Annotated in this window: 12 protein-coding genes; 6 read left to right on the plus strand and 6 right to left on the minus strand. The window is 55.0% G+C overall.

Translation table 11 applies throughout. The features are described 5' to 3' along the window. Positions 1 to 4 precede the first annotated feature (4 nt). Both BBDE_RS10690 and BBDE_RS10695 read left to right on the plus strand, forming a co-directional pair. Positions 5 to 1,348, plus strand: coding sequence for a sensor histidine kinase (locus BBDE_RS10690; protein ID WP_187116115.1), 1,344 nt, complete (start codon positions 5 to 7; stop codon positions 1,346 to 1,348). A 176-nt stretch (positions 1,349 to 1,524) separates the two neighbouring features. After that, on the plus strand, positions 1,525 to 1,932 hold the full coding sequence (locus BBDE_RS10695) for an HTH domain-containing protein (protein ID WP_003843065.1): 408 nt from the start codon (positions 1,525 to 1,527) through the stop codon (positions 1,930 to 1,932). On the opposite strand, the gene BBDE_RS10700 is transcribed toward BBDE_RS10695, so the two are convergent. From BBDE_RS10700 to BBDE_RS10725, 6 genes are all read right to left on the minus strand, one after another. After that, a complete protein-coding gene (locus tag BBDE_RS10700) occupies positions 1,859 to 3,247 on the minus strand; it encodes a chloride channel protein (RefSeq protein WP_003838437.1) in 1,389 nt (462 codons plus the stop codon). The genes BBDE_RS10695 and BBDE_RS10700 overlap by 74 nt on opposite strands. 88 nt (positions 3,248 to 3,335) lie before the next feature. Next, the gene (locus BBDE_RS10925) at positions 3,336 to 4,967 is read right to left on the minus strand and encodes an AtzH-like domain-containing protein (protein ID WP_012902613.1); all 1,632 of its coding nucleotides are present in this window, start codon (positions 4,965 to 4,967) and stop codon (positions 3,336 to 3,338) included. Further along, positions 4,964 to 5,767, minus strand: coding sequence for an ABC transporter ATP-binding protein (locus BBDE_RS10710; RefSeq protein WP_003838434.1), 804 nt, complete (start codon positions 5,765 to 5,767; stop codon positions 4,964 to 4,966). The genes BBDE_RS10925 and BBDE_RS10710 overlap by 4 nt, the downstream gene beginning before the upstream one ends. A 19-nt stretch (positions 5,768 to 5,786) precedes the next feature. Next, positions 5,787 to 6,608, minus strand: coding sequence for an ABC transporter permease (locus tag BBDE_RS10715; RefSeq protein WP_228369721.1), 822 nt, complete (start codon positions 6,606 to 6,608; stop codon positions 5,787 to 5,789). Between the two features lie 33 nt (positions 6,609 to 6,641). Continuing rightward, positions 6,642 to 7,622, minus strand: coding sequence for an ABC transporter substrate-binding protein (locus tag BBDE_RS10720; RefSeq protein ID WP_003838427.1), 981 nt, complete (start codon positions 7,620 to 7,622; stop codon positions 6,642 to 6,644). A gap of 61 nt (positions 7,623 to 7,683) precedes the next feature. Continuing rightward, complete coding sequence (locus BBDE_RS10725) at positions 7,684 to 8,847, minus strand: acetamidase/formamidase family protein (protein ID WP_003838424.1); 1,164 nt, start codon at positions 8,845 to 8,847, stop codon at positions 7,684 to 7,686. Positions 8,848 to 9,025: 178 nt separating this feature from the next. On the opposite strand from BBDE_RS10725, the gene BBDE_RS10730 reads away from it, so the two are divergent. The 4 genes from BBDE_RS10730 (at position 9,026) to BBDE_RS10745 (ending at position 13,382) form a co-directional block, all read left to right on the plus strand. Further along, on the plus strand, positions 9,026 to 9,766 hold the full coding sequence (locus BBDE_RS10730; RefSeq protein ID WP_012902614.1) for a FadR/GntR family transcriptional regulator: 741 nt from the start codon (positions 9,026 to 9,028) through the stop codon (positions 9,764 to 9,766). A gap of 88 nt (positions 9,767 to 9,854) precedes the next feature. Beyond that, positions 9,855 to 10,487, plus strand: a complete 633-nt coding sequence (locus BBDE_RS10735) for a sugar O-acetyltransferase (RefSeq protein WP_012902615.1) — start codon at positions 9,855 to 9,857, stop codon at positions 10,485 to 10,487. A gap of 155 nt (positions 10,488 to 10,642) precedes the next feature. Beyond that, positions 10,643 to 11,839, plus strand: coding sequence for a pyridoxal phosphate-dependent aminotransferase (locus tag BBDE_RS10740; protein WP_003838419.1), 1,197 nt, complete (start codon positions 10,643 to 10,645; stop codon positions 11,837 to 11,839). A 115-nt stretch (positions 11,840 to 11,954) separates the two neighbouring features. Continuing rightward, complete coding sequence (locus tag BBDE_RS10745) at positions 11,955 to 13,382, plus strand: ATP-binding protein (protein ID WP_003838418.1); 1,428 nt, start codon at positions 11,955 to 11,957, stop codon at positions 13,380 to 13,382. The last annotated feature ends 54 nt before the right edge of the window (positions 13,383 to 13,436 follow it).

Here is a 13,436-nt window from a genome sequence, read left to right on the forward strand (position 1 = left end):
GGCAATGACCGGCATCACCAACGCTTTGCCTGACATTCCCCGCGTATATACGGGAATTTGCGAGTGGCTGGCCTGCATGGTCTATATCGCCGTGCTATATCGTCGCGCATCACCTCGCCGTACGACAATCGCCGCCATGACAGGCTTGGTACTGCTGATTGCGGTGCAGTATTTCGACGGCCTGCTGCCGATCTGGTTTTGGATCGTCGGCATGACGTTGGCGTTCGGATGCATGTATGCGACGATTCTGTTCGGCGCCGGCGCCGGCAAACGTGAAAGCCTGTATATCACGGCCCGCGCCTTCGTGTTGGGAGAGCTGGTCGCGTCGTTGCATTGGCAGATCGTGACTTTTGCCGGCATGCGTGACAACACGTTGGATTTCGATTGGCGGTCGATCCTTTCGCTGACAGGCACTTATGCGATCTGCTTCGGATTGGCTTGGCTAGTGGAACGCGGTAATTTCAGTCAGACCGCACCGACATTGCCGACGACTTCCGCCGCGATTGCGACGGTGGCCATCACCGTGGTCACGTTCGCCATGAGCAACCTGAGTTTCGTTTCGACGAACACCCCATTCTCCGGCTCCGTAGGCCAGGAGGTCTTCTATATCCGCACTTTGGTGGATTTCTGCGGTTTTGCGATTCTGTATGCGCAACAGGAGCAGGTACGGCGCATCGAGGCGAACACGGAGCTCGCATCGATCAACGCGCAGCTGGAAAGCCAGCATCAGGAGTATCTGCAGTCCAAGGAAAATATCGAATCGTTGGGCCGTCTTGCGCATGATCTGAAGCATCAGATCACGGCACTGCGCGCACAGGTCGATCCGGAGCATGCGGCCGTAGGATTCGAACAGTTGGAAAAATCGGTACAGCGATACAGTGCGCAGCAGCATACCGGCAATCCCGTGCTGGACGTCATCCTGACCACGAAGGAGCGTACTTGCGCCGACCGCGGCATCACGTTCACCGCCGTCGCTGACGGCTCGCTGCTGAACAACATGTCGTCGATGGATATCGCATCACTGTTCGGCAATGCGCTCGACAATGCAATCGAAGCGACGTCGAAACTGCCGAACGCCGACCAACGTCTCATCAAACTGGCGCTATATGCGCAGAATCAATTCACAGTGATACGTATCGAGAATTATTACGATTCCCGACTCAAGAAGGATGCGGACGGCAACCTGCGCACCACGAAGCGAGACGACCGACACAGACATGGTTTCGGCGTGAAGTCGATCCGGCACATTGCACAGCAGTATGGCGGCGAGGTGACGATCCGCACCGAAGACCACTGGTTCGTGTTGACCGTGCTCATTCCACGCCGCACCGGTCTCATGGCCATGTAACATCACGAGCATCCGGAATCCCGATACGGAACCTCGGGGGTCGACGCGCCGACGTCAGCACCCCTGCCGCGAAGGAACGGCGTAAAACCTCATGAAATAACGGGGGCCAAAGGTTCCGGTCCCGCTGACACGAAATGATGAAAGCCACTATCGTACCGATTGGGGGGGCTTAGTATATGGCACACCGCACGTTCACCGAACAGGAAATCGAATACCTCGAGGCGCTACCTGCGGTCGCGCATGCCAGCGCATCACGAATCGTCTATTCACACGAGTTCCAGCTGTATTGCATGCACCGATACCTCCATGGCGAAAAACCTTCCGTAATCTTCGCCAGCGTCGGCCTGCCATCAAGGCTGATCGGCTATAAACGTATCGAACGTGCCATCAACCGCTGGAAACGAGATTCGAACCTGATGCGGGAAGCCAAGATGCGTCAGGAAACAACGGACTTCTCCGCCGACCTGCGCAACACAATGATTCAAGACAATTACGAGAAGATTCGTATGCTCAATGAACGTCTGACGCTTTTGGAGCGGCAACTCGAAGCTTTGCAAGCGGTCCGGAAAGACGAGAAGCCGTAAAGGCGCTGACGGCGACGGCGAAGCCTATCGGCACGAACAGGTTAATCGGGGCATCTGCAAGCTCCATCACCAGGCAGATGGCCATTAGCGGAGCCTGCTGCGAGGCCGCCAGCAATGCGCACGCGCCCAGTAGCGCATACATGCCGATTGAGTTCGTGTGGAATATCTGCATCCATAGAATGCCAAGCACCGCACCACCGGAAGCGCCCAATGCGATGCCCGGTTGCAGTACGCCGCCAGAGGCGCCGGAACGAATCGTCAGCAATGTGACGATCGCTTTGGCGCCAAAAGACAGTAGCAGAATCGGAATGACGGACAAATCGGCATTACTGGAGAAGCTCAACTGTGCCGTGGCGCGACCGTTACCCATGACCTGCGGCACCCAAATCGCCACGATGGCAGTAAGCGTGCCAGCCAACGGCATCATCCATAGGATCCCGTTACCGGCTGGCTTGTTCTTCTCGGCCCACTGCGAGCCGCGACGGAACAATGCACCGGCCATACCGAGAATCAGGCCCGCAACGAGTGCGAACGCCATATAATCCGGCGTGAACAGGCCCTCGGCCTTGCCGAGTACGTAAAACGTGTGAGTGCCTTTGACGAGCGACGCCACCCATGAGGCGAGTGCGGAACAGGAAAAGGCAAGTGCGACCGTTTCCAACGTCACGTCGGCAAGCAGAATCTCCACCGCGAAGAACGTGCCGGCGAGCGGCGCGTTATAGACGCCGGCCAGACCGGCGGCCGCGGTAATGGCGACCAGCATGCGCGTGTCTTTCGCGTCAAGGCGTACCCAGCGGGCGAAACGCTGGCCGAACATGGCGCCAAGTTCACGTGGGGCGACCTCTCGACCGATCGACATGCCTGTGCCGACGATGAAAATTTGCAGCAGCACGTGCACGACGGTCTGCCAGATCGGCATCTCATCGCCATTCACGGCTTTTTTGACGGATGGCACCTTTGTGCTGCGTGTGCGCAGCAGCCACCAGATGATGGCGGCGACGCTCGCGCCGACGATGACGGAAATCGCACGGCGCAATGGCGGCACGTTAAACGGACCGGATTCATGCGTGCTCTCCACATAGCCAAGCGCAAGACGCTCGATGCCGTACAGCATGAGCGTCAACAGACCGGCGGCCGCGCCGATGGCGACGCCGACGAAGATTACCGCCGCGACCAGTGCCGGGAGCCGGCCGAGTAGCGGTTGTTGCGATTGTCCGACTTTGTTGGATTGTTCCTGCGATTCCGTTGTTTCCGCTGCTTTCACGCCCGGCTTTTGCCGCTCGAGCTCATGTTCCTCATCGGATGCCTGCCGCACTTGTTTCCTCCGTTCGTCTCACTTCCGCAATCGTCGCACCGTCATCCCATTCTCTGCAAATTCTGGATTCACGGGGCATGTGGATTACTTATGCAGCCAATTCACTGAGCCTACGGGCGAAGGCAATTAGTTCAGTATCGCTTCCGGCGGGGCCGACTGCGCAAATACCACATGGAAGACCATCTTCCGTACGAATTGGAATGTTTACGGCAGGCAATCCCGTCAAACCTGCGATGCACGTAAGACGCATCGTCGCAGTTCTCTCATCTTCAATCGAAGTGCCACCAATCGCCGAATCAGTGATTTTCGGGGCAACACTGGAAGTTGAAGGAACCAATAAAACGCTTTGCCCCAATATGGACCGCACATTAGTCTTCCAAAAGTCCATATGTTCGCGGGCGTTCCGGTAGTTTTCGGCCGTCAGCTCGCTGGCCGTTCTGAAGCGAGACTCAATATCAGCACCCAAAGTGTTCCAATGCCGTGCAAGCCAAGTACCATGATTCCGCCACGCCTCGTATCCTTGCACGATTTTGTAGGAAGAAAGCCAGTCTGACAGTCGGTCCGGCCCCTCTCCCTCGAAACGTGGCCCTAGGATGCCATCGAGACGAATTTGTTCTAGACTCACATCCGTTGCATTCCGGGCAGACTCTTCCAGCCGACTGATCCATGCATGCAAACCTGCCGATACATCGATGTTTGTGGATGACATCAACTCTTCAGACCAGATAACTTTCCCAGATAGTGCTGATTCCACACCAGATTCCTGTGTTATCAGGACCTTTGCGACCTTCTCCAGCAAATCAGGGGTTCTGGTCATCCATCCCACGGTATCGAATGACTGGGAGAGCGGAAGAACGCCTTCCATCGGAACCGAACCGCATGTGGTTCGAATCCCCCATAAGTGTTGATAAGAGGAAGGCACACGCACCGAACCTCCCGTATCGCTTCCCAAACCTATATCAACTTGGCCTAAAGCGGTGGCGGAAGCGGACCCCGATGAAGATCCTCCAGAAATCCGGCCCGGAGCCTGCGGATTCGGCGGAGTCCCATAATGGGCATTCGTACCGGCAAGGGAATAGGCAAACTCATCCGTCCTTGAAATGCCTAGCACATCAGCGCCCGCATCAAGCAGACGCTGAACAGGCCAGGAATTATGCTGTTGCGGAATCCCTTCCGCCAGAAAGGCCTCACTTCCAGCCCCTATGGCATATCCTTCCACACCATAGAGATCCTTCACCGCCACACTTAATCCTCGTAGGGGCAAATCCGTCGAAGATTCAGTGCGAGCCCCTTGCTTCAGAGGGCTACCGACTACTCGCCAGATTCGGGAATCCATGGCAGGAACGGGGTAAGTAAGGTGAGCCGACACAATCTTCCATGAGCCGTCAATCAACTGCCACACCTGCGTTTGCGTTACAACACCGCCAGAATCTTTATCAAACGTGGCAACAACAGTCGCGGCACAGTTCGCAAGCATACGGTATGAACGGGAACGCAGAACCCGACTTGGTGCCGTTCCACGTTGCGCACGATATTCGGTAATCTGCTGATGTCCATTCAGCAAACCTGCATTATCGGCACGAGTCACAGGCAATCCGGACGGATCGTCCGCGAATAATTCCGCAAGAATGTCCGTCGCATTACGCATCAACGCATCCTCATATCGCTCCACCGCATCCATGAGTTCCCGAGGAACATCCCTCTGGCTGTGACATATCATGCGTGCTCCAACTCCTTCTCCGTCTTACCGTGAATCAGCTCGGAAATCTCCCTACGATATCGGTTGAATGCAACGGATGTGTTATCTCTTGGATCTTCCAGTTCGATGCTCTCAATCTTCTTGATGTTTCCAGCGACACCACTGGCAGCGCCATCGGCCATGACCACAACTCTATCGGCAAGATATACCGCTTCTTCGATGCTATGTGTCACAAATACCACCGTGATGCCTAACTCCTTCTGGATCTTCGATAGTTGGTTCTGCAATTGTTCACGGGTCAAAGCATCCAACGCGCCAAAAGGCTCATCCATCAACATCACGGCAGGAGTGTTCGCCAGTACTCGTGCAATCGCCACGCGCTGTTGCATACCACCGGACAGCTCCTTAGGAAATTTCTTGGCGAAAAGCTTGAGTCCGACCAGATTAATGTACTTATCGACCAGCCTTTCCACTTCAGGGCGTGGATATCCCGCCTCCTTGGGGCCATAGGCGATATTCTCCTCGACTGTTAGCCAAGGGAAAAGACCATAATCCTGGAATACGACGCCTCGGTCAGGCCCTGGGCCGGTTACCGGTCGTGTTTCGACCTTAATCTCGCCCTCGGTTATGTTTTCAAAGCCCGCAATCATACGAAGCAGGGTGCTCTTACCGCAACCGGACGGCCCAACAATGGCGACGAATTCGCCGGAGCCGATATGCAGGTCGACATCTTTGACCGCATAGGTTCCGTTGCCATACTGTTTGCCGACCCCTTGGATGTCAATCATGCCGGCATGACGCTGAATGGTTCCAATGCGCATTGTTCACTCTCCTTAACAGTCACTTGGCAGTAGGTAGGATCGGGCGACCGTGCGCCACAAGTTTGACGATCCAGACGATGAGTCGATCGCTGAGAAAACCGAGGATGCCAATGATGAACATGCCGGCGACGATCAAGTCGGTCTTCGAAACGTTCTTGGCCTCCGTAATCATGGCACCCAGACCGACCGTGATACCCGTCATCTCGCCGACGACCAGCAGCGCCCAAGCCAAACCGACCGCGACTCGTAAGCCTCCGATAATGCCTGGCAAAGCGGCCGGAAACACCACTTTCCATAGCGCCTTTCCCTTTGACGTGCCGAGCATTGCAGCCGCCTCCAGAAGACGTTCCGGAACCTGTTCCACAGCGGTGACGGTATTCAGGATGATGGGAAACAGAGCAGCAAGGAAAACGAGGAAAATTGTGGAACGATCTCCAATGCCGATCATGATGAGCGTCAACGGTACCCAAGCCGTGACCGGAATCGGACGAATCAGGTTGATAGTCGGCTCCAACATCGCCGAAGCGATTTTCGAGCGACCCATCAACACACCCAACGGAACACCGATGAGCGCAGCTAGGCCAAAGCCGCTAAACACACGTACCAAACTGGCATACGTATGCTTCCACAACATCGCAGAATACGGATCATCAAAATAACCGCCAAACGCTAAGTCAGCGATGCGCCTCATCACTGTCGTTGGGGAGGGAACCCGCGCCAAGCGGATGTCAAAAGGGAGCGTCCAGCCGTATTTCACACCTTGACTCCACAGAATCACGACGAGAACCGGAACGGGCAACGCAAGCAGTACTTTCGGGACAATCTTTTTGACGCGGGGCATGATCATCGATCCTTTCCGACGAATTGGCTGCTATTACTTGACGAACTGGTCGTCGAGATACTTGGACGCATCTGGCGCAGCCTCGATGGAGCCAATCTCGACCATCTGATTGGCAAGCTCCTTGCACTGCTTTTGATAATCGGCACTGAGATCCCAGTGCAACCACATATTGTCAAGCGCCTTATCGAGGGCGTCAGAGTCAAAAGTGAACTGCTTCATCACTCCTGACTTCCAAGTGGCCTTATCCTTGGACAGCGACTCCGTGGCCTTCTTATGTGCTTCGATGGCGACCTTCACTAAATCGGGATTGCCATCAATCACCTCGCTGCTGGCCGCAAGCGCGATATTGACCTTGCCGATCTCAGTGTTATAGATGGAGTCGATTTCACTCGCTCCGGCAAGTTTGGCAAGGGAGACACCCATTTCTGCGCCCGCGAAGGCGTCAACGTCACCTCTTTCCAAAGCTTCGGACATCTCGGAGTAGCCAATATTCACCATTTCGACATCAGAGTCAGGATCAAGTCCTTCGGATTTGAGGAGCAGACGCAAAGCCATTTCTTGGGAGGAATTTGGTACATATCCGATTTTCTTGTCTTTGAGCTGCTTTACGGAAGTGATATCACTTTGAGCCATGAGTCCAGAGCCTCCATCGGCGCCGCCAGCGATGACCTTAATGCCGCCATCCTGTGCAGCCTGTGAGATGACGGTGGGGACGCCCATCAGGGCGAAGTCCACATCTCCGGAAAGAAGGGCATCTTTCTCGTCGTTAGAGTTGTCCATCGGCACAACTTGAACGTCATAGCCATCGGGAACGTACTTGGACCATTCGTACGCGGCGAACAGGTGTGGCTGGCGTTGGGTAGCTACGCGGATAGTTTTGGAGGATGAATCACCAGCTGCGGAATCGTGGCTTGGCTCTCCGGTGCTGCATCCTGACAGGCCAACGGCTCCGGTGACGGAAAGTGCCACTACAGCCATAATGGATGCGGCTTTTTTCAACATGTTCATATTCATTTTTCTTTCCTTTCCTCTCTTGTTGTCTCTTGTAGTGAAGGAAAAAATCTATTGAATTTCGTCATCTCATCGTTTCTGTAACAAAATTTACGAAATCTTGAGCAGCGGATCCCTCAAAATGCGAGAGAAGAATCCGCGAATGCACCCCTCGCACTAGATCGACAGCTTGAGAGACGTCAAAGTCAGCTGCCGCAGACAGATACAGGTAAATGACCTTTGCGGGGAGATGGAATAGTGACGAAAGCAAGCTGACGGAGTAATCGACGCTACGGCGTAGCGCCTCGTCGAGATCCTCATGCAAGCCAAGGGCCAAGAGTCTGCCATGCGCGTAGCCAAATGGTCCCTTCCGTTCGCCAAACAGCGCATCCGCTTGCTGTTGCGGAATGACGGAAAGGGTTAATGTCGCGCGAAGAGGTGCCTCTAGTGCAGTCAGAGACACTTCTCCGTCGCCTTGAGCGTAATGCGGGTCCCCCACGAAGAATTTCGCACCTTCAACCTGGATGGGTAGAAAGAGTACGCTACCTTCGGTCATGTCATTGACGTCAATATTTCCCCCGAAATCATATGGGGGAATTGAGCACAGATGTGCGTCCGTATCCGGAGCAACACCCATAATGCCGATGAAAGGATGCAAAGGGAAGCTTGGATAACTGCAGTTGTCCAACGCCTGGTCGTGGAAGTCCATGCCTTCAGGGACTAGTTGCCCGTATGCTTCGCCATGCACAGAGATTACTTTGCACAGTGTGCCGTAGTCACCTTCCAATGCGGTGTCTGTCATCACTCCACGGCCATGCCGGGTTGAGATGACTCCATACGGAGCGCGTCGTTCCAACTTTTCAACGGTAACCATGAGCAGGTCTCCGGGGCGAGCTCCGACAACTTCGATTGGTCCGGTGATTACGTGCGAACCATCCGTCATATTTCGTGTTTTGCATGCTGGGATAGCAACGGTATCGTCGAGCAATTCGCTACGATCAAGACCGTAGGCGCCGAAATAAGTGATTGGATCCGAGCCCTGATCCGGCATGATGCCTTCGTGGCTGACAGTATCTATCACGATGCTTTCACCTGATTCTATGGTCAGCACCGGCCGGTCGGAACGAGAAGGGAGAACACCCCAAAACGTGTTCTGCACGGATGCGGGAACATAGCGGTCGGACAGCCTCGCTGCCTCATCGGGCCCTAGCCCTTGCAACAGCGGTCCGAAAGCCTTCGTATCCTTCATTCCCTACACCACCTTTTGGTATGACCAATTTCATATTGAGGTAAGAATAAACTGGCGATATGTCAGTTTCCCATATGGAAATAGTCGGTTACTCACTTGTAACAAAAGGGCAACACTGACCAGACCAATCCGCTATCTGCTGAGTAGATTGGTATGTCCATTGTGCCAAAATAGCAATATGCGAACCGAGCAAGCAGATACAAACACTTCTAGAAACTCCATGCAGGCCTCAATACCGCCGCTCGCATTGGTTAGTCGAAATATCAGCGCGCAAATAGCCGACCATCTGGAGAACCTCATCATGACCGGCACTCTGGTTCCGGGAACACGGCTGCCTACCGAACGTAGCCTCGCAGAGGAATTCAAAGTATCTCGGACTTCCGTGCGCGAAGCGTTGTCCGAACTGGAATCGAAACATCTTATTGAACGGGTTCAGGGACGCGGTAGTACCATTCTGGACCCCATGTCGAACACTAGGAAACTGGCCACGATGCTGGAGGCCTCAGACATGGAGCTTCAGAATGCCACGGAATTGCGAGAATCGGTCGAACCTCACATCGCCGCCTTGGCAGCCGAACGAGCCTTACCAACTCATGTTGCGGCCTTGGAAAGTATTCTCGAAAAAGAGACCGACGAATCTCTCAGTCAAGAAAAATCGATGAAACTCGACATCCAATTCCACCTACTGCTCGCCCATGCCACTGGCAACAAACTACTGCTCACAGTGCTGCAGTTCGCCTTCAAGTGCACCGAACATGTCCGCGAACGTTCCCACCAGACCGCCACCGGCAGACGGATCTCTCATCTGGGACACCAGTTGATCTTCGAGGCGGTTACCGCACACAACACTGAGGGTGCCGAACACGCTATGAAAAGACACCTTGCCGACGTACACGACGTCAGCGCCCTTGCCAGCTGAAAAAACTTCCGCCCGCGTTCCCACGGAAAAACCTGACATGCGGCAGAATAGCAGCATAAGAGTAACGCAAAGCAGCAAGGAGCGAACCATGACCGTACCACAACGGGTGTTGGACATCATGAATTCCGGTGAAGTGTATGCCTTCGACGATCCGGAGATCCTGCAGGCGCAGGCTGATCAGATGGAGTTGCTATACGAGTTCAACGCCAGTCGACCGAGCGAGCCGGAACATCGCCGCGCCATCGCGGAAAAACTGCTTGGCGGGTACGAGGAGGGCGCGTGGATCGAGCCGCCGCTGCATGCCAACTGGGGTTGCAACACGTATTTCGGACGTAACGCATATGCAAATTTCAATCTCACGCTTGTCGATGATGGCGAAGTACACATCGGAGAGAAGGTGATGATCGGTCCGAACGTAACCATCACCACCACCGGCCACCCGATTCGTCCGGACCTGCGCGAGCGAGCGACGCAGTATTCGCTGCCGGTCACCATCGGCCGCAACGTATGGATCGGTGCGAACGTGACCATACTGCCGGGTGTGACGATTGGCGAGAATTCAGTGATCGGCGCATGTTCGCTCGTCACCAGGGACATCCCCGCAAACGTGGTGGCGTATGGCCAACCGTGCAAGGTGGTGCGTGAAATCGGCGAACATGACGACGTCTACTATTGGCACGACCGCAAGATCAATCCGCCGTTCGACGTACTGCCGGAGTAGTCAAATCGACGTTGAGCCTACGCACATCAGGCAACCTTTACGCAACGAAATTTCTCGAATCGGAAACCGTTTCGTCATATTCGGATTTTCCCGTTAGCAATTCGGTGATAGCTCTTTTGTGTCAGTGTTTTCCCGATACAAAAGAGAGGTGTTTCATGGGAGACGATACGATGATGCCGATTTCGGCGAACGTACGGGCCGTGCCACGTTCCGGTATCCGCGACGTGTTCGACCGTGTGATTGGAATCGACGACGTAATCTCACTGTGCGTAGGCGAACCCAGCAGAACAGCCGCCCCTCATGTCGTGGAGGCCGCGGCCGAAGCAGCTCGGGAGGGCAAGACTCGGTATAGCAATATCCTCGGCATTTCGGAATTTCGCAAGGCCGCGGCGGACTATTCACGCCGCGTAAAAGGGCTTGACTACGATCCGGAAACCGAAATCCAAGCCGTGGACGGTGCCACCATCGGCCTGTTTCTGGCCATCAACACAGTGGTAGCTCCCGGCGACGAAGTGATCGTGCCATCACCGTATTTCGCATCATATAAATCGTCCATCATGATGTGCGGAGGCGTAGCCGTTCCCGTCGCACTGCGTCCGGAAAACGGCATGCACCTCAACGCCGCTGACATTGAGGCGGCCGTGACCGACCGAACGCGCGCCATCATCATCAACTCACCCGGCAATCCGAGTGGCGCCGTCACCACAGCCGAAGAGCTGGCACAGGTTGCCGAAGTTTGCAAGAAACACAATATTTGGGCGATTTCCGACGAAGTCTACCATTCGATCGTCTACAGCGATGGCAAGGATGGCCGACCTGCCACCGCACCATCCATTGCGGCGGTGCCGGGTATGAAGGCACGCACCATCGTCGTCGAGAGCCTGTCCAAAACGTACGCCATGACAGGATGGCGCATCGGTTATCTTCTGGCACCAACATGCATCATCGAGCAGACCAGCAAAATCGCAGAAATGGTGCATTCCTCCGTCAATTCGGTATCCCAGTATGCCGGCGTGGCCGCAATGACCGGCCCGCAGGAACTGGTCGAAGACATGCGCCAGGAGTATTTCGTCAAACGCCAGATTGTCGTCGACGAGCTGGCCGGTTGTTCCAAACTCAGTCTGATCGAGCCGGAGGGCGCGTTCTACGCGTTCATCGATGTGCGAGCTACCGGCTTGGATTCCGACGATTTTTCCCGCGGACTGTTGCAGGACAAGCACGTCGCCGTGGTGCCCGGCGAGGCATTCGGCGAGGAGGGACGCGGTTTTGTGCGGTTATCGTACGCCGGCGATGCGGATGAGTTGCGTGAGGGACTGCGTCGTATGCGCGATTTTGCGGAGAGGAATCGCTGACGCCGTCAGGTGCATGCCAATCCCTCGTCGCGTTCACCCACTTTGTTGTGTATGTTTACGATTTGTATAATCGTAAACATACACAACAAAATCATACGATGAAACGGCGGCACCTATGCGATTCGTGGGCAGAATAGACGAACTCAAAGCGCTGGAAGCACTGTATGCCAAGGATGCGTTCCAACTAGCCGTGATTTACGGTAGACGCCGCGTGGGTAAAACTGCGCTGATATCACAATTCTGCGCCAACAAGCGAGCGCTCATGTTTACCGCACGAGAGCAGAGCGACGCGGAAAACCTACACGACTTCTCGCAGACTGTGTACTCGTTTTTCAATCTTCCGCAATCCACCGGCACATTCGGTAGCTGGCAGGATGCGCTAAGTTTTGTGGCGGAACAGGCATCACTCAATCACACGGAACCATTCGTATTCGTATTCGACGAGTTCCCGTACGCGGCGCTATCGCAAAAGTCGCTGCCGTCAACGCTGCAAATCGCCATTGATCACCAATTCGCCGCAACGAACGTGACCATGATTTTGTGCGGCAGCAACGAAGGATTCATGGAAAGCGAGGTGCTCGGTAGCAAAAGTCCGCTGTTCGGCCGGCGCAACGCACAGATACGCCTGCAACCATTCGATTTGTTCGACGCCGCTGAGATGATGCCGCATGACGCCTCTTGGGAAGACAGAATCAACTATTATGCAGCCTTGGGTGGTACCCCCTATTACCTTCAGCAACTTAATGAAGGCGAGTCTCTTGCACAGAATCTGGAGCGGCTATGCTTCACCACTTCAGGCATCCTCTACTCCGAACCGGAAATGCTGATGCGCCAAGAGCTCCGTGAGCCGGCGGTATACAACAGCATTCTGAACGCGCTTGGTGCTGGGAAAAACACGCCGACGCTGATTGGCGATCAAGCTGGCATCGATCGAACCTCCGTAAGCGTCTACTTGAAAACGTTGGCTCAGTTGGGGATCGTGATACGTGCAGTACCGTTCGGGCAAAATCCTGCGACTTCGAAAAAAGGATTGTGGCAATTCAAAGACCCGCTCTTCGCCTACTGGTACCGTTTCGTCGGTCCAACCGTCGGGCTGGTGGAACGCGGACTCTCTCAATCCGCCGCCATCCACGGTACGCAGGGCGGTGCGTTCAGTACGTTCGTCGGGCAGCAGTTCGAGGAGATGTGCGTGCAGTGGGTGGTTCGCCGATGCCGCAATGGCGAGCTTGATTTCCTACCGACAGAAATCGGCAAATGGTGGGGCAACGACCCGGTCGCACGTGAGCAGACAGATATAGACATCGTTATGGAGGATTCCATCAACGGACGCATGCTGCTTGGCGAATGCAAGTGGCGCAATACCGTGAATGAAGCCGAAGCGGTGGCAACGTTGCGAGGGCGTGCCGGCTTGGTTCCAGGCAAAGCAAGCAAGCAGTTCATGCTGTTCACCAAGCATCCGGCGAACAAGACGATTCAGCGTCAGGCGAGCGCTGACGCTTCACTGACACTGGTGGATGCGGAGACGATGTTTTTCCAGCAGTGATACCACATAAGGAAACCCGCCCGGAAAATCCGGGCGGGCAGGAAGGAAGGAAGA

The sequence above is a fragment of the Bifidobacterium dentium JCM 1195 = DSM 20436 genome (genome assembly GCF_001042595.1).
GTDB classification, from domain to species: Bacteria; Actinomycetota; Actinomycetes; order Actinomycetales; family Bifidobacteriaceae; genus Bifidobacterium; species Bifidobacterium dentium.